We start from the raw sequence: 19,765 nt of genomic DNA, 5'->3' as shown, positions 1-19,765 counted from the left end.
GAGATGAAAAGATGAAAATATTTATAAAACTAATCATTTTTTATTTAAGTTTATTTCTGAGCACTACACTTATTGGTTCATTATTGCTCTTTCTACCTATTACAGGCAGGAAAACTATTTCTTTTATTGATGCATTTTTTGTAACCACAAGTGCCTTTACAGTAACTGGTCTATCTACTGTAGATATACCTAGCCAATTCAATACGTTAGGGTATATTGTTATTTTACTACTTATTCAAATTGGTGGATTAGGTATCGTCGCAGTAGCTCTGTTTTCTTTGATTTTATTTAATAAAAAAATTTCATTCTTAAACAGAGAATTATTAATGATTACTTGGAATTTCGATGAATTCGGTGGAGTTATAAAAATCCTTAGAAACCTATTTATATATACAATCATTGTGGAAAGTGCAGGTTTCTTACTATTATCAATCAAATTTCTACCATTATTCGGATTAAAAAAAGGACTTTTCATATCACTTTTTACATCTATATCTGCGTTTAATAACGCTGGCATATCACTATTTTCTAATAACTTGATGTCTTTTTCATCAGATTTATATATTAATTTTGTCGTATCTTTTTTAATAGTTTTAGGTGGTATAGGACCATTAGTTGTTTATGATATTGTCGTTAAAAAACGTTTTAACAAACTGCACCTACATACTAAAATCGTGATAACAGCTACTGCTTTTCTAATTTTATTTGGTACATTGTCTATATTTTTACTTGAATACCATCATGGTCTATCTAAATTATCAATAAAAGATAAATTATTAACTTCATACTTCCAATCTGTTTCAACTCGTACTGCAGGTTTTAATACAATAGAATTAAATCATTTATTACCAGCTACATATGCAGTTATGATTTTCTTAATGTTTATCGGAGCAGCTCCAGTAAGTAGTGCTGGCGGTATTAAAGTAACTACATTTATTTTAATATTAGTATTTCTTTGGCAAAATGTTAGGAGTTATGAGTATCCTTATATCTTTAAAAGAACAATTCAATTTCATCAAATATCAAAAGCTTTATCTATTGCATTACTCAGCTTTATTTTGGTAATAATCGTGAGTTTAACTATGAACCTATTTCAACCAGACATTGCATATCATAAGCAATTATTTGAAGTAACTTCTGCATTTGGAACAGTCGGTTTGTCTACTGGTATTACTTTTGACCTCAACACATGTTCGAAATCACTAATTATTATCGTCATGATTGTTGGTAAAATAGGCATTATTACATTATTAGCCCTTCTAACACAACGAGATACATCTAATTACCGATTTGCTGATGGCAAAGTACATCTATAAAAAATGAGTCTGGGACATAAATAATTGTCCCAGACTCTCTTTTTATTATTCATCTTCGTTAGATTTTGAGTCAGCTTTATCTTCGTTACTTGAGTTGTCTTTAGCTTTTTGTTCGGCATCCTCTTGAGCTTTTTTATCTGCTTCTTCTTGTGCTTTACGATCAGCTTCTTCTTTGGCCTTTTCTTCTGCTTGACGTTGCTGTTCTTCAGCCTTTTTCTCAGCGTCTTCTTGTGCTTGTTCCTCTTCTTTACGCTGTTGCTCTTCAGCTTTTTTATCTGCCTCTTCTTGAGCCTTTTTCTCTTCTTCTTTAGCTTTCTCTTCTTCTTTTTGCTTTAGTTCTTCTTCACGTTTTTTATCCGCTTCAGCTTGTTTTTCTTCTTCTTGTGCTTTTTTATCTGCCTCTTCTTGTCTCTTCTTCTCTTGTTCTTCTAATTTTTTCTGTTGATTATTATTTTGGACCGCATTATTATTATATTGTTCTTCTGATGATGGTATTTGTTCAGTTGGTACTTCTTCTGTTGCTGGCGGTTGATTACTTTCAGTTTCTTTTACTTCTGAATTTTTAATATTCCAGTCTGCTTTATAAGTCTTATCTTCTGGCTTAAAGTTCATTTCTACTTTATAATTATCCGCTTCTGGTACATCATAATATAAATAACTATTTTCTGTGTTACCTTTTTTTAACTGATGTTGGAATCCAGGTGTATTTTCATTCATACCAAAGAATTGATTTTGACTTTCACCATCAATCGTGAGATCAAAAGCAGAATTATCCACTAGAATTTGCTTTTTATCTACATTTTTAAATTTATAATATACTTTTAATACTTTACCATTCTCAGGGTAGTAATATTGATCTTCAGGTTGAACAAACTCTGCCTTAACAACAGTAATTTCAAGTCCGTTCACTCTAATTTTATCTCCTAATTCCAAACCCTTCAGACCTTTTTCAGGCGTGTCTTCGAGCTTTTTAGTCTCAGTCTTTTTATCTTTCGTTTGTTGCTCGCCAAATAACTGGTCTACAGAATAACTACTACTTTTCGGCAGCGTTAAAAAAATCGAAACAAAACAAATTAACCCTACGAAAAATAGTGTTACAGTGCTTATTAACACTCCAACAAACTTACTTTTGTTCGCAATTTTTACAATAGTCGTCACCAACATCGTGACAAATGCTATAGATATTAAAATCCATACAAACGTAAAAATTAAACTGTTCATTTTTTCTCTCCTTATCGTATCTTTTATTTATCTTATAATAGCACGGATTATCTAAATAAAAATAATAAAACAAACTTTATTTCCTTTTTATAATCATTCCCTAAAATTTGAAATTTAAAATTAATTCACTAAACTTATTTACTCTTTCTCTTTTACTAACAAACCACCATGGTAACAAAAATATTTTGAAGCATTTAAATCAACAACTTTTTTTAATGAATGTTTTGCTTCTTTTAAATTCATGCTATAGTCCGGATTTGCTACTATAAGCTCCTCACCTTCTTTTACTGCGGCATCACCTGTTATCACGCTATCTTCTGACTGTATGTATAAAGAAATGTGTCCACTTGTATGACCAGGGGTTTGCACAATCTCGACCTCTTCTTCTAGTATGATTGCACCATCTGTAACTTCTATATCAACTTCCACATGATCTAAAGATTCTAGTAGTTCTATGAACTGTGTACCTTTCTCTTTATCGTATTCAGGCATGCTTTTTAATAATTCTTCCGCTTGAGTAAGTCTTTCAGATTTTTCACTACCGTTTATATACTTTGCTTCTATGAAACTACTTATTACTTTTACGTGTTGGTATTTATCCTTAAAGGCTTTAAGAGCCCCTATATGATCGTCATCATAATGAGTAATAATGATATTTTGTAAATTATTCATATCATAACCTAAGTTTTGAACAGCTTCTTCTATCTTCGGTAAGAAACCGGGATACCCAGTATCAACAAGTGTTAAAGCCTCTTCTAATACGATGAGCGTTGGATATATAGCATGCTCATGCCCTTCATAATTAAACTTTATTTCTAATTCTTCTATTTGAATAGTCATAATAGAGCTCCTTTATTTTCTAACGGTCTTTTTCGAAATTGTTAATTATTATGATTCTCATTACAATTGCTACTATATAAAATGATATATATAATATTATTTTAAAGGAAACAAATTACATTAGAAAGGTTTTTGGCTTTTTAATTTTTAGGAGGATTAGCATGATACCTAAACATATCGTTTCAGCTGCATGTATTGTATTAAACGACGAACAGGAAATATTACTAATTAAAGGACCTAAACGTGGTTGGGAGATGCCTGGTGGTCAAGTCGAAATCGGTGAACCTTTGCATGAAGCAGCTATACGCGAAGTAAAAGAAGAATCTGGCGCTCACATTGAAATCACCAGATTCTGTGGTATTTTCCAAAACACTACTGACGGTATTGTCAACACATTATTTTTAGCACACTACATAGGTGGCGAGTTATGTACGAGTGACGAATGTTTAGAAGTAGGCTTCTTTACATATGATGAAGCAATGGAAATGGTTACGTGGAAAAATTTCAAAGAAAGAATCTCTTTAAGTCTGAATGAAAAAGAACCATTTCTTGTTACGTTCTAGTATTCATCTTTCAAGATACTATATACTAGTGTATCTCTATAACCATCTTTAAGTTTAATATTTTGTCTCAATATCGCTTCATGTCTCATTTTTAATTTTTGAAGTACGATTTCTGAAGCGGTATTATTTATGTCTGTTGAAGCCCATATTCTATTCAGTTTCAACACTTTGAAACCATACTTCACAATAGTTCTAGCTACATCTGTTGCAATACCATTGCTCCAATATTCTGGATGGATAGTGAATTCAATTTCTCCACTATTATTCTTCTTATCACTTATTAATTGGATAGCACCGATAACATTATCCGTATCCGCATCTACTATTACATTGTACATCCAATCTTCATCTCTATTTAATAACGTTTGTACAAATTCTTCAGTCTCTTCATATGTTAACGGATCCCAAGTTTGATATTTCGCCACTTCAGGTAGTGAAGTATACGCGTGAATATCATCTAAATCCGATTCTTTTAAATCTCTTAAATAGTAATCCATCCTAATCCTCCTAATATTTCTATGCTTTATGACTAAACGATTGGGATTATCTTAACATAATTACATATCTATATAAACTAATTCCTATATATTTACTCAACTTTTATTAAAAGAAGATTTCACTTTACAAAACAGAACATATGTTCGTATAATAAAAGTATAATGTTTTTGGAGATGATAATGTGGTAAAAATAATTAATCCAGATATGCCTGAAGAATTTCAAAATGAGACAGATTACAGAAATATTCCAAGAGAATATTTAAATCCGAGAATTCCTCAAGGAAGAGGAATGATTAAATGGGCGCCATTTGCGACAATGCCACAGCAATTCGAAGAAATCTCACAATATATTAAAGATCAAACAAAGATAGAAAAACCTACACTTGATGAATCCGAGCTAGCTGATTTAAACCATGTATTAGCGGAGAAAATTTTCTATAATCCAAATTGCGAAATTAAATATTGGCACAATGGCTATATTAAACAAGTGAAATGTGAAATACATAAATTCAACTCCGAAATTAATATGCTACAAGTTATTAATCAAGAAAATAAACAAGTCATGTACTTAGATATGGACTGTATATTAGGAATAGAATAATGAAAAAGAATCGCCTGTAGATACCAGCGATTCTTTTTTGTCGTTTTTAGGTTTTTACGGTTCGATAATTTTGTTTTATCGAACCTTCTATAAATAAAATCGCATCATATCTTCATCATAATATTGCTTTCCATCATAAATAGCCATCGGTTCAGTTGCAAATCTTTCAAAACCTAATTTTTTATAAAATTGAATCGCTCTATCATTCATAGATAAAACTGTTAAATCAATCACTTTTAATCTTTCTATACTAGATGCTTCTTTTATAAGTTCTTTCACTACGCTTTCAGAAACACCACTCCCCCTATCCTTTTCTTTACAATACATAGCGACTATGTTCCCTTTATGTTGTAGCTTTTTAACACCTTCTCTATAAAATGTTGCAACACATACAAGTTCATCATTTCTAAATCCACCATATGTAAATTTAGAATCAGTACTTTCTAAACGTTGTTCAAATCTACTAAAAGGATATTCAACCTCATCTTCATACAAAGAAGCAAAAGCTTGGGCATCAGTTTGCAAAGCTAATAATCTAAGCTCCCTAAATTCAATGGCATCAGTTTTATTTAATTTACGAATTTTCAATATAAATCGCCTCCTATTTCAGATTGTCAAACCACATCAAAGCTTCTTTTTCAATATTTCTCACGTAATCTTTTTTAGCTTTACTGTATTCTCGTGTGTCATGGTATTTACTTGCTAACATTTCTTTGTAGTGGCTATATTCTTGGGCAACCTTTTCATTTACTCTCAAATAATCTCTAAAAATGATATGTCTTTCTATTTCTTTATTTCCTTGTTCATATATATGTATATGATGGGTTCTGTTTTCTCCGCCTTTTCTTAATAGTCTTCTGCCACTAATACCCCATTCTCCCGCTACTTCGTAACCTAAGTTTATAAATAATGAGTTAAACTGATCGACCTTTTGAATATCACGTACTATAACCATCATATCGATAACTGGTTTAGCTTTCATCCCTTCAATAGAAGTACTTCCAAAATGCTCAAACTGAATAATTAAATCTCCTAAAATTCCCTCTAAATTTTTACACTCATTTTGATAAAGACTTTTCCAACTTTCTTTATATGAACTTAACCTAATCTTCAAATGATCACCCCTTATTTAATAAATAACATAAAATAAGTTCTTTAGTTCTATTTGGTCAACTTAAATTATCTAGTAACTTGTTTATTTCAATAAACTTTGAATTTTTAATAGACAAATTCGTTTCTTCATATGTTTCACGTTTCACTACTTCTTTCGAAGATATTTTTATACATTATGAATCTATTTCCACCAATATTACCATTATGTACAAAAAAGAGTATGAGAAATAAATTATTCCATAAAAAAGAACCCGAGCGTGCTTTTGTCTCGGATTCTTTCCTATTTCATAAGTTTTATTGTAATACCCAACTATATGGATCTTTTAATTGTGACCAGTCTTGATCTATTTCATCTGCATTAATGAGACATTCATCTAATGATTTTGTAATTTCATCAACGTCTAAATCACTGCCGATAATAACAAATTGTGTTTCTCTATCTCCATATTCTGGATCCCAATTTGCTTTTACTTCAGGTCTTTCACTTAGTATTTCATTTTTTTGTGCTTCACTCATTGCATCAACCCAATATGTTATTGGATGGATGTTAACGAATGAACCTGCTTGTGAAAATAGACAAGCTACGTGATTATATTGTGCTAACCATACAATACCTTTTGCTCTGATGATATTCCCTTGCATATTTTCCATCCATTTATTAAATCTATCAGCATGGAAAGGTAAACGTCTTCTGTATGCAAATGATGAAATACCGTATTCTTCAGTTTCTGGTGTATGACTAGCATGACCGCCTTCAGTCAATTCTTTAATCCAACCGGCAGAATTACTCGCCTTTTCAAAATTAAATAAGCCTGTGTTAACAACCTCTTTAATTGGTACATCAGCAAAGTTTGTTTTTATAAATTTAGCGGTTGGTTGTAATTTTCTTAATACATTCTCTAGTTGATCTAAATCTTTTTTGTCCACTAAGTCTGTTTTATTTAGAATCAACACGTCACAAAATTCAATTTGATCTATTAATAAATCAGAAATTGATCTTTCGTCTTCTTCACTAACACCTTGATCTCTATCAGTTAATAAATCTTCAGAGCGCATATCGTTAATGAAGCGGTGCGCATCGACTACTGTTACCATAGTATCTAATCGACAAATGCTTGTTAAATCGATACCTAGTTCATCGTCAATATATGAGAATGTTTGAGCAACTGGTACGGGTTCTGAAATACCTGTTGATTCAATTACAATTTGGTCTACATCTCCACGTTCTGCTATTTTTTGTACTTCTACTAATAAATCTTCTCTTAATGTACAACAAATACAGCCATTAGAAAGTTCGACGAGTTTTTCATCAGTTCTAGAAATACCCCCACCTTCTATGACTAAATCTTTATCTATATTGATTTCACTCATATCGTTTACGATGACCGCTATTTTTAAACCTTCTCTATTTTTTAAGATGTTGTTTAATAACGTCGTTTTTCCTGAACCTAAATATCCACTTAGTACAGTTACAGGTATTTTATTCAATTTGTTTCCCCCTACTTTCTAATTGCTTATGCCCAAATCACACAGTTGCTTACCAACTTGATTTTTTCACGCCAGGAATTTGACCTTTGTGCGCATATTCTCTTAAAGCAATTCTAGACATACCAAATTTTCTGTATACACCTCTAGGTCTACCAGTAACTTGACATCTACGTGTAATACGCGTAGGTGATGCGTCTCTAGGAAGTTTTTTTAAACCTTCGTAGTCTTTATTTGCTTTTAATTCTTCTCTTTTTTCTCTATATTTCTCTACCATTTGAATACGTTTTTGTTCTTTTGCTATTTTAGATTTTTTTGCCATGTATATAACTCCTTTTAAATTATTATTGAACATAATGTGAATAATGAAATAAATAAGCCAACAAAGAAGTTGGCTTGAAATCGTATATTAAATAAAGTAAATGAAGTAGCCACGTAATCTCTCGGAGGTAAATCGTAATGACTACGCTTTAACTATAAAACATAATTCCAACTTTTGCAAGTAGAAAATTTCATTTCTTTCAATTTCAATAATTTTAAACTTGCTTACCTACTTCAAAGATGATACTTTACTATTATACAAAACGTAATTATTACGATTTAGGAGGTGTATAATATGAAAGATACATTTAAAGCAATAATAATTGGTGCCGGCCCTTCTGGAATCGGTATGGCTATTGCTCTAAAAGAACTTGGTTTGCAAGATGTCATGATTTTAGATAAAGGTAAAGTTGGTGAATCATTCATTAATTGGCCAGATACTACTCGATTTATTACGCCATCTTTTACCACAAATGGATTTGGTACACCAGACATCAATGCTATTACACCACATAGCTCTCCAGCATTCACATTTAAAAAGGAACATATTTCAGGATTTGAATACGCTCAATATTTAAATGCACTTACTCAAATATATGAGTTAAATATAAAGGAACATACAGAAGTCATCGATATTTCAACTGATGAACAAAATGATTCATATACTATAAGTACAGAAAAGAAAGGTTTTAAAGCAGATTATATTTTTATAGGAACAGGTAATTTCTCATTTCCACATAAACCATTTAAACATGGTGTTCATTACTGTGAGATAAAGAATTTTTCAAATGTTGAAGGAGAAACTGCTACTATAATAGGAGGAAATGAAAGTGGCTTCGATGCTGCAATACACTTAGCCCTTTTAGGTAAGAAAGTCGATATATACACAAATTCTACAAGCTACGACCAACAAGATCCTGACCCAAGCGTTAGACTTTCGCCATACACGCATCAGCGTTATGTTGAGTTAGTAGAACAAGGTTATCCTATTAAACTACACTCAAACTATTCTATAGAGGAAATTGATTTCATAAATAATCAATATACAATAAGGTTTGAAAATCAAACACGCAGTATAACTGTTGCAAATGAACCAATTTTAGCTACTGGCTTTAACCCTGTTCAAAATAATCCGTTAACAAATATTCTATTTGAAAATAACGGGAATAGTTATGAATTAACTGACGATGATGAATCAACAATTAATCAAAATATATTCCTAATTGGAGATACAGTTAAACATCAAGATGTCATTCTTTGCTACATTTATAAATTTAGAACACGCTTTGCAGTATTAGCTAACCTTGTTTGTGAAAGAGAAGGCATAGAAGCAAATGAAGATGCAATTGAATTTTATAAGAATAATCAAATGTATTTAGATGATTATTCTTGCTGCGAAGTTGATTGCTCATGTTAAGAGTGGAATACAATTTAAAAGATGGGTCATTTTCTAATATACCTAATGAAAAACATTATATTGTTGTAAAGCATTTAAATAAACTGGCAACTGAACAAAAAATGTCTTTCAAAAACTTTATTATTAAGAAAAAATTAAATTTAACATTAGATGAATCACATAAAAACATCATAGAAAATCGTTCTGAAACTAAAGATATCATTTCAGAACTAGAATTACTTAGAAAAGAAAAGTTGCGTCGAGTTCCTACATTGAAAGATATGACATCATCATTATTACTTATTATTTTAATGTTTATGTTACCTATTTATATATCTTTTTATCTTTCAAGCTTTGTTCAAAACAACTGGATGGAAAGTTTTCTTAGTTTTACATCTAACAGTCTACACTTTCAATCAGAATTTTTAAATGATATATTGTTCGGTGATTATGGGCTACTATCCCTTGGCATTTATTCTGTCGTCTGGGCGTTACCAGTTGTCATATTCATTAGTATTTCTACAAACATTGTGAGTGAAAGTCATTTAAAATCTTATATCGTATGGCCAATCGATCCAATTATGACTAAAGTTGGTTTAACCGGTTACGATATTGTACCAGTGATTGAAGGGTTCGGTTGTAACTCAGCTGCAGTATTAAGAGCCAACCATGATTGTAGTGCTTGTAGTAAAAGCAATTGCATTAGTTTAATAAGTTTCGGTTCATCATGCAGTTATCAAATTGGTGCAACTTTATCACTTTTTAGTGTGATGAACGCACCCTGGCTCTTTATGCCTTATATTTTAATTGTCTTTATAGGTGGAATCATACATATAAAACTATGGTCTCCAAAGTCTATATTACCTACACATTATTTTGTATTAGATAAAGTAAGAAAGCCTTCTATAAAAGCTATATGGCTTCAATCTATGGATACAATTAAATCTTTTCTCGTTCAAGCTTTACCTATATTCTTCGTAATATGCATCCTAGCAAGTTTATTATCTATGACACCTATACTTGTTTATGTCTCAAATATATTCAATATCATATTACAACCAATTAACGTACCTAAAGAAATGTCAACAGGCATTCTTTTTTCAATGATCAGAAAAGACGGCATGCTTTTATTTAATATGAATCATGGAGCTATACTACAATCTATTTCGTTAAAAAGTGCTTTCTTACTTATATTATTTAGTTCGACTTTTTCTGCTTGTTCAGTAACAATTACGATGATAATTAAAAGTTTAGGTTGGCTAGAAGGCATTAAAATCGTTGGCAAACAGATGGTAACTGCAACGATTTGTTTCTTCATTACAGTATTAATTTTAAATTTATTATAGGGGAATTAAACCTTGATATTATCGGATCAAGATATAAAGCAATATATCAACGAAGAAAAATTAAAAATTACACCTTTTCATGAAGCGTTTATTGAACCCGCTTCTATCGATTTAACATTAGGCAATCATTTCCTTTTACCTAAAACACCTAAAAGTGGTGTGCAGCCTTTATCAACAGCTATAGAGTACAACGAGATTCACGCAGAGAAATTCACCATACCTGCTAAATCCTTTGTCTTAGCAACTACTGTTGAGTATATTGAGTTACCGAATGATATAACAGGATTTGTAGGAGGAAGAAGTTCTATAGGAAGAGCTGGTTTATTCATACAAAACGCAGGATGGGTTGATCCAGGATTTGCTGGACAAATTACATTAGAGTTATTCAACGCGAACGATTTTGCATTAGAAATAAATGTTAATCAGCGTATATGTCAATTAGTTCTCGCTCAAACACGTTCTCCTGCCAATCATGCTTACAATGGTAAATATCAAGGACAAAAGAATACAACAGGTAGTAAAGTTTATATGGATAAAGACCCAAAATAAAGGTGGCTTTTAAATGGAAATTGTAATTATAACCGGATTTTTAGGAAGCGGCAAAACGACGATGTTGAATAGTTTAATCAATGATGTTCAACAAGAAAATAAAAAATCAGCAGTCATTATGAATGAGTTCGGAAAACGTAGCATTGATACTGAGCTCATTCAATCTGACGTTCCAATAAGTGAAATGATAAATGGATGCATATGTTGTGTTATGAAAGAAGATGTTGCAACACAATTACACCAAGTTTATTTAGAATACCAACCAGATGTCGTATTTATAGAATGTAGCGGCATCGCCCATCCACTTGAAGTATTAGATGCATGCTTAACACCGGTACTTGCGCCATTTTCAACAATAAGAACAATTATTGGCATTGTGGATTTACCGGCTTATCAACACCTTTCTTCTTATACTGAACAAACACAACAACTGATAGATATACAACTTAAATATTGTCACGATATTGTATTAAACAAAATCGACATGATGGATACAGATGACGCTATAAACACAATGAAATCTATACAAGAAGACTATACAGAAGCGGATATCTTTTCTACGACATTTGGAAATATCCATTTTAGTCATTTTACAAAATCTAATCGAGATTTAAAGGTTACACAACACGACGCACATCATCATGGTCATGTTTTCCATAAATATTATCCATTAACAGAACCAATTATGATGGAAGGTTTTAAAACATGGTTAAAAGATTTACCTAATAACATCTATAGAATTAAAGGCTTTATTACATTTAAAAACGATCCAAATAAATATTTAATCCAAGTTTCAAATGATAACCTAAGGATAGAACAATATAACATTAATATCGATGATTACTTAATATTGATTGGCGATAATTTGAATAAAGAAGCGGTATTTTCCCCTAATGAAATAAAAAAAGCATCTCATCAAAGTAAATGATGAGATGCTTTTTTTATAAATTGGATTTTATATTATTCTACTTTCCAAACATTTAGACCATGCACTTGGCTATTCTCGTCAAATTTCAAATCTTCTTTACCATAAAACGTATAAGTTTTACCTTCTTCTAGCAATTTATGGTCGTAATCAATAATAAATTAAGATTCTGTACTATTACCACTTTCTTTTACTACTTCCACAACCTTATTCCCTACTTCATTCTCGCTAATTTTCTTAACCTTTGCATTCGTTACTTTTAATAATTGATCATGATCATAAGTTTCATTATTGAACTTATCATAATCAATCTCAATAGAATGATTCATTTTCTCTTGATTGAAGTGATCAGCTTGAGCTTGTGCCACATTACCATCCATATTAAAAGTTGAATCACGATCTTGGTTTGGCTCAGTAGATACAACGCCAACAATACAACCTAAAGTTAAAAAGAATAATACAATGGTACTTAGCAACGGAACTCTAAACCTAGTATCTTTAATCGCTTTAACCACAGTTGTACCTATCGCTGCACAAAAAGCTATTAATACTATAATTCCTAAAACGCTAAATATAAAACTTTCCATTTTTCATTACTCCCTTGATTTTTTCGTTTTTACATCAGTTTATATTAGACCTAATGTAAACAAATGTCATTTATTTTGTTTCAAAAACCGAAAGAACACGTTTTCATAGCGAGTTTAAAGTATCTCAATTTTTGATTTTATACAAATATTCACTCAACCTTTGATTACGTCCTCCTTTATCCCAACTATGATAATCTTCAATTAATAGATGTATATTTTTGTTGTAATGATTAAATACTAAATCAGTGATTGCTAAAAAACTTTTCCAATAATGAAACATAATTGAATTTGTATCTTCATTTTCATACAAATCATATGTGAAAGCCTCTAAATATTTTTCATCATAACGTTCTTTATAATAATTGAATAATTCTAATTCAAGATTATATATTTTGCTAAATTCTTCTTCTGTATAAAAATAAAATCTCGGTAAGAACATAACTAGTCCTTCTTCAAACCATAAATCATCTGAAGAAACATCTTCATCATCAAAATCAGACAAGAAAAAATCACAGTGATGTGTTATTTCATGCCCTAATATACATAAAATTTCCTTCTTCAAATAATGATCGAAAAATGTTTTTGTATCAACACTCATATCGTCTTGGATTGCTTCTGTTAAAAATTCTTTCCAGCTATCTAAGTCTATACTTATAAAAACACCTTTTTCATTAGTATAAGCTGGGATATTTTTTTGTAACACATTTTCCATTACATACTTACTAGTCCAAATAATATGTGCTGGTTCATCTTTTAATTCATATTCTATTTTTAATTTTTCAACATAGATTTTAATTTCGTTATAAAAATATCTTGCTAATTTTTCAACTTCTACATTCGTATCTAAACTATCTAACATATATATACTTTTCATATCTACCACCGACTTTTTAAAGTGATTTAACAAATTCTATTCATTTTTAATATACCATAATACATTCTCATTATTTTTGGTAAACTTATATATAATTGAAATGATATTTTGAAGGAGATTTTTATGCAGCATATTAAATCATTTTTAGAGGTTAAACAGATTTATATTTATATTATTTTCTTGATTTGTGGTGCTGTTTTAGGTTTATCGTTTGGTGATTTAAAAAAACTGTTTGAGCCTTTTATTTCATTTTTTTTAGCTATATTATTATTTAGCATGTTTGCTCAAATACCGTTTTTAAACCTTAAAGATAAACTATTAGATTTTAAATATGTTTTAGCGCTACTTGTTTCGAATTTTATTTTAATACCTATTTTTGTTTTTATACTTGTGTCTCTTTTCAATGTGACATCTATACCCATTTTAATTGGTGTTTATCTTGTTTTACTGACACCATGCATTGATTATGTCATCGTCTTCACTAAACTAGGTAAAGGTGACGCTCAGTACATGCTAATCTCTACTCCAATATTGTTTATTGTACAGTTTGTCTTGTTGCCTGTTTATTTTGTATTATTTTTAAGACAAGACTTCTCTCAATATATAAAATTAGGACCATTTATTGAAACGTTTGTTTTATTAATTTTAATTCCATTTATTTTAGTCCTGATTTTACAACTAGCGAGTCAAAAATCTATCCAAATGAAAAAGTGTTTGAATTTAACTGAATGGCTTCCTGTTCCTTTTATGGCACTTGTTTTAATGGTGGTTATTGCCTCTCATATTTCTACGTTAACTCATGATTTGGATAATGTTATTACAGTTATTCCTATTTATATTTGCTTTATGGTTATCGCTCCATTCATTGGGTCATTTACAGGAAAACTTTTTGCACTACCTGTTGATTTAAAAAGAACTTTAGCATTCAGTTCTAGTACAAGAAATGCTTTAGTTGTATTACCTTTAGCTCTTTCGTTACCTAAAGAATGGTCTGCTATCGTTACGGTAGTAATTGTGACACAAACAGTTGTTGAATTAATTGGTGAATTAGTTTATATACGCGTCATAAAAAAAATCATCAAATAAATTATTTTTTAATATCTTAATAACTTTATTTTGTTATTTAATGAAGTCGTGTAATAATAGAGTTATATTATGAATAATTAGGAGTGAAATCTTGAGAGTTAGAGCATTAGAATCTAATGACTTACCTTTTGTACACGAATTAAACAATGAATATTCAATCATGTCATATTGGTTTGAAGAACCATATGAATCGTTAACTGAGCTTCAGTATTTGTTTGATAAACATTTACTTGATGAATCTGAAAGAAGATTTATAGTTGAAGATGATAAACAGATTGTAGGGATTGTTGAACTTGTAGAAATTGATTATATTCACCGTAACTGTGAAATTCAAATTATTATTAAACCAGAATTCGGTGGCAAAGGATATGCTAAATTTGCCTTTGATAATGCTACAAGTTACGCGTTTGATATTTTAAACATGCATAAAGTTTATTTATATGTAGACCAAGATAATGAAAAAGCTATACATATATATGAAAGTTACGGATTTAAAAAAGAAGGTCTATTAAGAGAACACTTTTATGCTAAAGGTAAATATAAAGACGCTTTTTTAATGGCTTTATTAAAATGTGAATATATTTCATAAAAAACAGCTCTAAACGTAAGGTTTTCTTACGTTTAGAGCTGTTTAATCTTATTAGCTTTATTTAATTATTTTAACTTTAATTCTTGTCCTACTGTTAAGTCATTTGAACTTAAATCATTTAATTCTTTAAGTTTATCTACACTTACACCGCTTCGTTTAGAAATATTATATAATGTATCTCCTGAAACTACTTTATGTGTATCACCACTTATAGTCTCTTCATTATCTGTTTCATTCGTTCCATTATAATGTTTTTCTACAAGTTTATAGAACTGATCCATATCGTATCCCCATTGACTAAAGTAATTGATAGGATCCGTGTGGTCTGTTCCACCCCAATATTCACTGATGGCATTATGACTGATTACAGTACCAGTACCTTCATTATTATCTGCTAATGATGGTTTTAAACCATTTTGTTTAAGCATTTCAGCTGTTAAATATGCTTGATTATTTACTGATTTAGCAAATTCATCAAACGTACTTGCTTGCGCTAATTCTATTTGGTAAAAGTAAGGATTCGCTTTAGCACCTGCACCCCACGCTAAATAGTCACTTGATGCTGTTTGTACTATTTTATTACTACCTGCATATGCATGCACAAATGCACTCTCATAATTATTATACATATAATTAATTTCATCATCGATTGTACTACTAGGATTAGATGTTTCATGAATAACTACACCAATAAATTCATCAGATTTAAAATCATATTTTGGTAAGCTATCCATTCTAGAATCTTGAGTAATATTCGATGGCTTTATGTTATTTTTCTCAATGTAATTATTTACATCTTGATAAGCTTCGTTCGTACTTTTCTTTGATCTCATTTCAGTAGAACCATGCTCAGCAACTTTATTATGTAACTCTAAATCTTCATCCGTTAGTAAATTCGTAAGTTCTTTCGGCTTCATTTTTTGAGCCTCTTCGAAGTTAATTGATTTACTTGTATTTTCAGTTTGACTATTACTCGCCTCATTAGATTCTTCAGCATTCACATGCAAACCAGATTGAGAAAGCAATAAACCAGATGTCAAAATTAATACCGTTCCAAATTTATACTTCATAATAATCCTCCTTCATTAAAGTTCTTTGAACATTGTATGATAAAATAATATTAATTAATACAGGATATTAATATTTGTAATTATTAATTAACATGTTTGAAATATTTTGTTTTTTATTTTTATGACTCATATTCAAGAAACAACATTATATTGTATAATTACATTTAATATTGATATAGAAATGAGGTAAGTTATGAATTCAACACAAAAGTTATTTATAAGGCCTATTAAAGAAGATGATTTATATATAATTTGGTCTTTAGCATTTAAAGAAGAAAACCCCGAATGGAAAAAATGGGATGCTCCCTATTTCAAACATGAAACAATGTCATTTGAGGAATTTTTAAAGCTGAGAGATACTTGGGTAAATGTGCCTAATAAGAAGGCTGTCATATATGATGATGATATGATAGGCACAGTTTCATACTACTGGGAACACGAACCTTCTAGATGGCTAGAAATGGGTATTACTCTTCATCAACCACATACTTGGGGTAAGGGTATAGGTACAAAAGTTATGAGTATATGGATAGAACATTTATTTAACACTTTAAATATAGTACGTGTAGGCTATACAACATGGTCTGGAAATAAAGGTATGATAAGAATTGGTGAAAAGCTTGGTATGACTATGGAAGCTAAAATAAGAAAAGTGAGATATTATAATGGTTGTTATTATGATTCTATTCGCATGGGATTATTAAGAGAAGAATGGGAAAAGAGTAATTAAGTGTTTTACACCTAATTACCCTTTTTATTAGAACCTTTATTTATTAATTTACGTATTAACCTCATTATGACTGCTACACTAATATATCTAAAAATTCGTTTGATAATACTTTGCATATTGTTTAACTCCTTGTTTTCGGATTATTTTATACCTTTATCAGTACATACCCAACAATTAAGAAGGTTACACATTTATTTATATTAATATCTTATTTATCTCTTCATTTTTTGTATACAAATTAATTATACTACTAGAATATTTTAGAGATAACTCTTCCAACCCAGATAAAAAATCTTGGTATAAGCATTAATATACCTGGTATTTCAAATAAAATATCTGATACCACTTCCATAAAAATCGTTCGCTTCTTCATTCTTTGCATTTAACATCTCTCCTTAAAAAATCCTAATTTTTTACAGTTCTTATGTATATTATATACCCATCTTTTTTAGTCTATATATTAATTGTGTTTAAACTTTTCTAGTCTTAAAAGTCCTTCATCATCTGGTTCTTTAATACCGTCTTTATAATCATATCCATATTTTCTATAGAAGTGTACGGCAGTGATAGAAGCGGGTATTTCAATGCGCTCAGCTCGTTTAAAGTAAAAATCACTTTCTAATGTTTGAATGATTAACTTTCCTATTCCCTTACCTTGATAATCTGGTGAAACAAATATTGTAAATAAGCTGCTCTCAGTTTCACTATCCCAGTACGGTCCAATAGCACCTGTTCCAACGATTTTAGATTCTTCTTCAAAGACATAAAAGTTAGTAAAACTTGCTCTTTCTATAATAGCTTCTGGTGTCATCGTACTAACTACTTTCTCAATTTCTTCAATAGGCTCATCTTTAACATTCGTTGTTCTAAGTGTATGTATAATTAATTCGCTTATTTCTTCAGCATCTTTTGTTTCAAACATTCTTATGTTCATGTTGTCTCACTCCTGCTCTTTAAAAGTAATATATGACTCTTTTTTATATTAATACTATTTAAGCATATATGAAACGTGGAATAAAAAACCTATCAAAGTTTAAAATAACTTTAATAGGTTTTCTTTTATTTTTTATAGTTTTATTTTAATTTGCTTCACATGCAAAGTTATCTTTGTCTCTATCAAGTTTTGGTAAATATGCTGGATGAGTACTTGGTACACCGTTTGGATATACTTTTCTTAGTTCAGTACAGTTTTTATAAAATTCTTTACTTTGTGATTGTTGAGTCTCTGGTTGAGAGGCAGGAACATTTGTCGTTGTATTGTTATTAGAAGTATTTGAATTTGTATTTGCTTCTGTATTATTAGCTTCTTCAAAAGCACTATCTAAACTCCAAATACCTAATTTCTGTTCTTTAGCTACAGCCTGCGCACTTTCCAATCGATCTAGATAACGTGTGTTAGGAGGATAAACATACGCTACTTTCGCCAAACCTTCTCTAACTAATATTTCGTTTACCATTTCACCATCAATATATATATAAGCTAAATATCTTTGATACTTGTCTTGTTTCTCACCTACATCAAACTCAACTTCGATTTTGTTAGCGTTCATGAGTAACGATTTCGTTCTATCAGAAGCTTCTTGACCAAACGGCTGTTTCCCAATTCTAGGGTGCTTCGTTTCAGGCGTATCTATTAATAAAAATCTAAACGATCCTTCTTTACCATTATATATAAACTTAGCAGTATCCCCGTCTACTGTTGATGAAAGTTCCACAGGTATTCTATCAGTCGTACCAGGTGTGAATGTCTTTTTTTCTTCTTTATTTGAATCTTGCGTAGCATTCTCTACTTCTTTCTTTTCATCCTTTGAATCTTTCTTAGTATAATTAGTTTTCTCTTTTTTATCTGTTTCTTTTTTCTCAGATTTTTCTTTATGAGCTTTTTCATCTTTCTTTTGTTTGTCATCATTTTGCTTCTTATTCTCTTCGCTTACTTGACTCTTATCATCTTTATTCACATCATCATCACTACAAGCTCCTATTAAAATAAAAAGCATGAAGATTACAAAACAAAACCATAAACATCCTTTTTTCATAACTTACTCTCCTAAAATATATTCATTAAAGTAATAATAACAGATTTTACACTAATTAATAACTATTTTTTTAATTTTCTTTAAATTTAATGATTATTTTTATATAAACCTATCAAAATCATTATTTGTAGAATATGTATATAAAAAGACAGTGGATTTAACCACTGTCTTTGAAATAATTTTATTTACCTTTGTTATGGTTTAGATGTACTAGTTTCCATTACTAACGATTTCGAGTTTAATCCTATCCGGGTCTTCAAAATAAACTGCATAATGATCATTTCCACCTGCGAATGGATGTCTATCCACATATAAAATTCCAATATCCTGATTAATTAAATCATTAGTGATTTCATCTACCATAGCTTTTGTTTCAACATTAAATGCTAAATGATTCAATCCAATTCTTTTTCGGTGATACCCATAATCTTTATATTTCTCTTCTACCTCAACAAATACTATATAAGTTTCACCTAATTTAAAACTAAATCCTAAATCCCATTCTTGGTAAAGTTTATATCCTAATTTATTTAACAACCATTCATAAAATGCTCTAGATTTCTGTATATCTTCTACATATATTTCAATATGATGTAATGAACCATTCATTATATTATTC

24 protein-coding genes are annotated in these 19,765 nt (G+C 30.1%); 10 read left to right on the top strand and 14 right to left on the bottom strand.

Features of this window, described 5'->3' with window-relative positions:
- The first annotated feature begins 11 nt into the window (after positions 1-11).
- Positions 12-1,316, top strand: coding sequence for a TrkH family potassium uptake protein (locus tag LQ615_RS01315; RefSeq protein ID WP_239703765.1), 1,305 nt, complete (start codon positions 12-14; stop codon positions 1,314-1,316).
- Positions 1,317-1,361: 45 nt separating this feature from the next.
- Here the strand turns inward: LQ615_RS01315 and LQ615_RS01310 are convergent, their stop codons facing one another.
- Complete coding sequence (locus LQ615_RS01310) at positions 1,362-2,537, bottom strand: DUF4352 domain-containing protein (RefSeq protein ID WP_147641204.1); 1,176 nt, start codon at positions 2,535-2,537, stop codon at positions 1,362-1,364.
- A 138-nt stretch (positions 2,538-2,675) separates the two neighbouring features.
- On the bottom strand, positions 2,676-3,371 hold the full coding sequence (locus LQ615_RS01305) for an MBL fold metallo-hydrolase (RefSeq protein ID WP_064211751.1): 696 nt from the start codon (positions 3,369-3,371) through the stop codon (positions 2,676-2,678).
- 167 nt (positions 3,372-3,538) lie between these two features.
- Between LQ615_RS01305 and LQ615_RS01300 the strand changes: the two genes are divergently transcribed.
- Positions 3,539-3,940, top strand: a complete 402-nt coding sequence (locus LQ615_RS01300) for an NUDIX hydrolase (RefSeq protein ID WP_070044932.1) — start codon at positions 3,539-3,541, stop codon at positions 3,938-3,940.
- Here the strand turns inward: LQ615_RS01300 and LQ615_RS01295 are convergent.
- Positions 3,937-4,437: a GNAT family N-acetyltransferase gene (locus LQ615_RS01295; protein WP_070044931.1), complete on the bottom strand. Its 501-nt coding sequence runs from the start codon at positions 4,435-4,437 to the stop codon at positions 3,937-3,939. The genes LQ615_RS01300 and LQ615_RS01295 overlap by 4 nt on opposite strands.
- Positions 4,438-4,619: 182 nt before the next feature.
- Here LQ615_RS01295 and LQ615_RS01290 point away from each other — a divergent pair, with 182 nt between their 5' ends.
- Complete coding sequence (locus LQ615_RS01290) at positions 4,620-5,039, top strand: YolD-like family protein (RefSeq protein WP_147641205.1); 420 nt, start codon at positions 4,620-4,622, stop codon at positions 5,037-5,039.
- A gap of 87 nt (positions 5,040-5,126) precedes the next feature.
- On the opposite strand, the gene LQ615_RS01285 is transcribed toward LQ615_RS01290, so the two are convergent.
- From LQ615_RS01285 to rpsN, 4 genes are all read right to left on the bottom strand, one after another.
- Positions 5,127-5,627, bottom strand: a complete 501-nt coding sequence (locus tag LQ615_RS01285; protein WP_070044930.1) for a GNAT family N-acetyltransferase — start codon at positions 5,625-5,627, stop codon at positions 5,127-5,129.
- 13 nt (positions 5,628-5,640) lie between these two features.
- On the bottom strand, positions 5,641-6,153 hold the full coding sequence (locus LQ615_RS01280) for a GrpB family protein (RefSeq protein WP_017000729.1): 513 nt from the start codon (positions 6,151-6,153) through the stop codon (positions 5,641-5,643).
- A 293-nt stretch (positions 6,154-6,446) separates the two neighbouring features.
- Positions 6,447-7,640 (bottom strand): GTP-binding protein, encoded by a 1,194-nt coding sequence (locus LQ615_RS01275; protein WP_017000731.1) that lies wholly within the window; start codon positions 7,638-7,640, stop codon positions 6,447-6,449.
- Positions 7,641-7,689: 49 nt separating this feature from the next.
- Entirely contained in the window at positions 7,690-7,959 is a 270-nt protein-coding gene (gene rpsN / locus LQ615_RS01270) for a 30S ribosomal protein S14 (protein WP_017000733.1), read from the bottom strand.
- A 294-nt stretch (positions 7,960-8,253) separates the two neighbouring features.
- Here rpsN and LQ615_RS01265 point away from each other — a divergent pair, with 294 nt between their 5' ends.
- From LQ615_RS01265 to LQ615_RS01250, 4 genes are read left to right on the top strand one after another with little or no spacing between them, the layout of a single operon-like run.
- Positions 8,254-9,375 carry an NAD(P)/FAD-dependent oxidoreductase gene (locus LQ615_RS01265; protein ID WP_070044929.1) on the top strand — a complete coding sequence of 374 codons (1,122 nt, stop codon included), beginning with the start codon at positions 8,254-8,256 and terminating at the stop codon, positions 9,373-9,375.
- Positions 9,369-10,700 carry a nucleoside recognition domain-containing protein gene (locus LQ615_RS01260; protein ID WP_239703766.1) on the top strand — a complete coding sequence of 444 codons (1,332 nt, stop codon included), beginning with the start codon at positions 9,369-9,371 and terminating at the stop codon, positions 10,698-10,700. Before LQ615_RS01265 ends, LQ615_RS01260 begins: the two co-directional genes overlap by 7 nt.
- Before the next feature lie 12 nt (positions 10,701-10,712).
- Complete coding sequence (gene dcd / locus LQ615_RS01255) at positions 10,713-11,249, top strand: dCTP deaminase (RefSeq protein ID WP_103268594.1); 537 nt, start codon at positions 10,713-10,715, stop codon at positions 11,247-11,249.
- 13 nt (positions 11,250-11,262) lie between these two features.
- Positions 11,263-12,177: a CobW family GTP-binding protein gene (locus LQ615_RS01250; RefSeq protein WP_239703767.1), complete on the top strand. Its 915-nt coding sequence runs from the start codon at positions 11,263-11,265 to the stop codon at positions 12,175-12,177.
- A 158-nt stretch (positions 12,178-12,335) separates the two neighbouring features.
- Here LQ615_RS01250 and LQ615_RS01245 read toward each other — a convergent pair whose 3' ends face one another.
- The gene (locus LQ615_RS01245) at positions 12,336-12,761 is read right to left on the bottom strand and encodes an NADH-quinone oxidoreductase subunit J (RefSeq protein WP_239703768.1); all 426 of its coding nucleotides are present in this window, start codon (positions 12,759-12,761) and stop codon (positions 12,336-12,338) included.
- A gap of 124 nt (positions 12,762-12,885) precedes the next feature.
- The gene (locus LQ615_RS01240) at positions 12,886-13,635 is read right to left on the bottom strand and encodes a hypothetical protein (RefSeq protein WP_017000745.1); all 750 of its coding nucleotides are present in this window, start codon (positions 13,633-13,635) and stop codon (positions 12,886-12,888) included.
- A gap of 123 nt (positions 13,636-13,758) precedes the next feature.
- Here LQ615_RS01240 and LQ615_RS01235 point away from each other — a divergent pair, with 123 nt between their 5' ends.
- Both LQ615_RS01235 and LQ615_RS01230 read left to right on the top strand, forming a co-directional pair.
- Complete coding sequence (locus LQ615_RS01235; protein WP_239703769.1) at positions 13,759-14,721, top strand: arsenic resistance protein; 963 nt, start codon at positions 13,759-13,761, stop codon at positions 14,719-14,721.
- Between the two features lie 91 nt (positions 14,722-14,812).
- Positions 14,813-15,310, top strand: coding sequence for a GNAT family N-acetyltransferase (locus LQ615_RS01230; RefSeq protein WP_017000748.1), 498 nt, complete (start codon positions 14,813-14,815; stop codon positions 15,308-15,310).
- Positions 15,311-15,375: 65 nt separating this feature from the next.
- Here the strand turns inward: LQ615_RS01230 and LQ615_RS01225 are convergent, their stop codons facing one another.
- Positions 15,376-16,380: a LysM peptidoglycan-binding domain-containing protein gene (locus LQ615_RS01225; RefSeq protein WP_017000749.1), complete on the bottom strand. Its 1,005-nt coding sequence runs from the start codon at positions 16,378-16,380 to the stop codon at positions 15,376-15,378.
- 193 nt (positions 16,381-16,573) lie between these two features.
- On the opposite strand from LQ615_RS01225, the gene LQ615_RS01220 reads away from it, so the two are divergent.
- A complete protein-coding gene (locus LQ615_RS01220; RefSeq protein WP_239703770.1) occupies positions 16,574-17,110 on the top strand; it encodes a GNAT family N-acetyltransferase in 537 nt (178 codons plus the stop codon).
- A gap of 250 nt (positions 17,111-17,360) precedes the next feature.
- Here the strand turns inward: LQ615_RS01220 and LQ615_RS13435 are convergent, their stop codons facing one another.
- From LQ615_RS13435 to LQ615_RS01205, 4 genes are all read right to left on the bottom strand, one after another.
- Entirely contained in the window at positions 17,361-17,492 is a 132-nt protein-coding gene (locus LQ615_RS13435; RefSeq protein WP_256933706.1) for a hypothetical protein, read from the bottom strand.
- 78 nt (positions 17,493-17,570) lie between these two features.
- The gene (locus tag LQ615_RS01215; RefSeq protein WP_070044924.1) at positions 17,571-18,044 is read right to left on the bottom strand and encodes a GNAT family N-acetyltransferase; all 474 of its coding nucleotides are present in this window, start codon (positions 18,042-18,044) and stop codon (positions 17,571-17,573) included.
- A 145-nt stretch (positions 18,045-18,189) separates the two neighbouring features.
- Positions 18,190-19,146, bottom strand: a complete 957-nt coding sequence (locus LQ615_RS01210) for a thermonuclease family protein (RefSeq protein ID WP_103268599.1) — start codon at positions 19,144-19,146, stop codon at positions 18,190-18,192.
- 210 nt (positions 19,147-19,356) lie between these two features.
- Complete coding sequence (locus tag LQ615_RS01205; protein WP_064211741.1) at positions 19,357-19,755, bottom strand: VOC family protein; 399 nt, start codon at positions 19,753-19,755, stop codon at positions 19,357-19,359.
- Positions 19,756-19,765 lie beyond the last annotated feature (10 nt).

Source organism: Mammaliicoccus sp. C-M13, assembly GCF_022386845.1.
Classification (GTDB): domain Bacteria; phylum Bacillota; class Bacilli; order Staphylococcales; family Staphylococcaceae; genus Mammaliicoccus; species Mammaliicoccus lentus.
This window is presented reverse-complemented; position numbering and strand designations above follow the sequence as displayed.